The organism is Alteribacillus sp. HJP-4, assembly GCF_042139015.1.
Lineage (GTDB): Bacteria > Bacillota > Bacilli > Bacillales > Marinococcaceae > JBHIKY01.
On the sequence record NZ_JBHIKY010000056.1, the window covers coordinates 1 to 1,418 of the forward strand.

The window sequence follows — 1,418 nt, forward strand, 5'->3', positions numbered from 1 at the left end:
TCCTGAGCCAGGATCAAACTCTCCAATAAATAGTAGAGTACTGACTCTTCTTGCTTTGTCCATCTGAATTAGATGGGGGATGTTACTTTAATTAAACGCTTGACTTTCATTCAATTTTCAAAGGACACTGTGTGTCACTCTTTTTGAAGCGACAAGATATATCATATCATCTTGCGAAAAAAGAGTCAACCACTTTTTTAAAGATTATTTGGTGGAGCCTAGCGGGATCGAACCGCTGACCTCCTGCGTGCAAGGCAGGCGCTCTCCCAGCTGAGCTAAGGCCCCAATATAAGATGGTCGGGAAGACAGGATTCGAACCTGCGACCCCTTGGTCCCAAACCAAGTGCTCTACCAAGCTGAGCTACTTCCCGGTCTTTGTAAAAATAAGCTGAGAATCAATTCCGAGGCTCTTATAACCTCATTTTATCGTTCTGTTAGAACACGCATGAATTGATAAATTATTTAATAAATGATTAAAGTAAATGGCGCGCCCGAGAGGAGTCGAACCCCTAACCTTCTGATCCGTAGTCAGACGCTCTATCCAATTGAGCTACGGGCGCGTATTAAATGGAGCGGAAGACGGGATTCGAACCCGCGACCCCCACCTTGGCAAGGTGATGTTCTACCACTGAACTACTTCCGCGCTGAAAATTAAAATGGTGAGCCATGGAGGATTCGAACCTCCGACCCTCTGATTAAAAGTCAGATGCTCTACCAACTGAGCTAATGGCTCGTATTATGAATGGTGCTATGATTAATAATTTTGCACTCGTTTACCAAGTCCATTAATGATTGTGCTCGTCGTAACGCTTCGCACTCCTCGCAAACCTACAGTGATGTTTAATCAGGGTGTTTACGGTTCGCTAATGGCTCGTTTGTGCAGAATCAAATAGACTGCTTTCAACGTGCACTTGTAGCTATGCTGCGTCAAAGATACTGTCCCTTCCTTAGGCAGTCTCTTATCGATGCAAATCGTCAGGGAAAACGAGGATTATTCAAAGTAGCTTCGCTCGTTGCGACAAATCCCACATAAGACGATAACTCGAAGAAGTTACGGCTTGCCGCTTCTAGTTTTTTGCATAAAAAAAGAAAGTGGTGCCGGCCAGAGGACTTGAACCCCCAACCTACTGATTACAAGTCAGTTGCTCTACCAATTGAGCTAGACCGGCATTAGATATGGTGGAGGATGACGGGATCGAACCGCCGACCCCCTGCTTGTAAGGCAGGTGCTCTCCCAGCTGAGCTAATCCTCCGATACGTGCCCGGCAGCGTCCTACTTTCACAAAGGGTCGCCCCTTCATTATCATCAGCGCTGAAGAGCTTAACTTCCGTGTTCGGCATGGGAACGGGTGGGACCTCTTCGCTGTCGTCACCGGACAATGCGGCACATCGGTGCCTTTAGGAGAAAATGTATTCCC

7 tRNA genes and 1 rRNA gene are annotated in these 1,418 nt (G+C 46.8%); all 8 read right to left on the reverse strand.

Annotated elements, in window-relative coordinates:
* Nucleotides 1-209 precede the first annotated feature (209 nt).
* Nucleotides 210-285: transfer RNA gene (locus tag ACE4RR_RS21430), tRNA-Ala, on the reverse strand.
* Between the two features lie 9 nt (nucleotides 286-294).
* Nucleotides 295-371 (reverse strand) — tRNA-Pro (locus ACE4RR_RS21435).
* A gap of 112 nt (nucleotides 372-483) precedes the next feature.
* A tRNA-Arg gene (locus ACE4RR_RS21440) sits at nucleotides 484-560 on the reverse strand.
* 8 nt (nucleotides 561-568) lie between these two features.
* Nucleotides 569-643, reverse strand: a tRNA-Gly gene (locus ACE4RR_RS21445).
* Nucleotides 644-657: 14 nt separating this feature from the next.
* A tRNA-Lys gene (locus tag ACE4RR_RS21450) sits at nucleotides 658-733 on the reverse strand.
* Between the two features lie 360 nt (nucleotides 734-1,093).
* Nucleotides 1,094-1,169 (reverse strand) — tRNA-Thr (locus ACE4RR_RS21455).
* Nucleotides 1,170-1,177: 8 nt separating this feature from the next.
* Nucleotides 1,178-1,253: transfer RNA gene (locus tag ACE4RR_RS21460), tRNA-Val, on the reverse strand.
* Between the two features lie 7 nt (nucleotides 1,254-1,260).
* Nucleotides 1,261-1,377, reverse strand: a 5S ribosomal RNA gene (gene rrf, locus ACE4RR_RS21465).
* Between the last annotated feature and the right edge of the window lie 41 nt (nucleotides 1,378-1,418).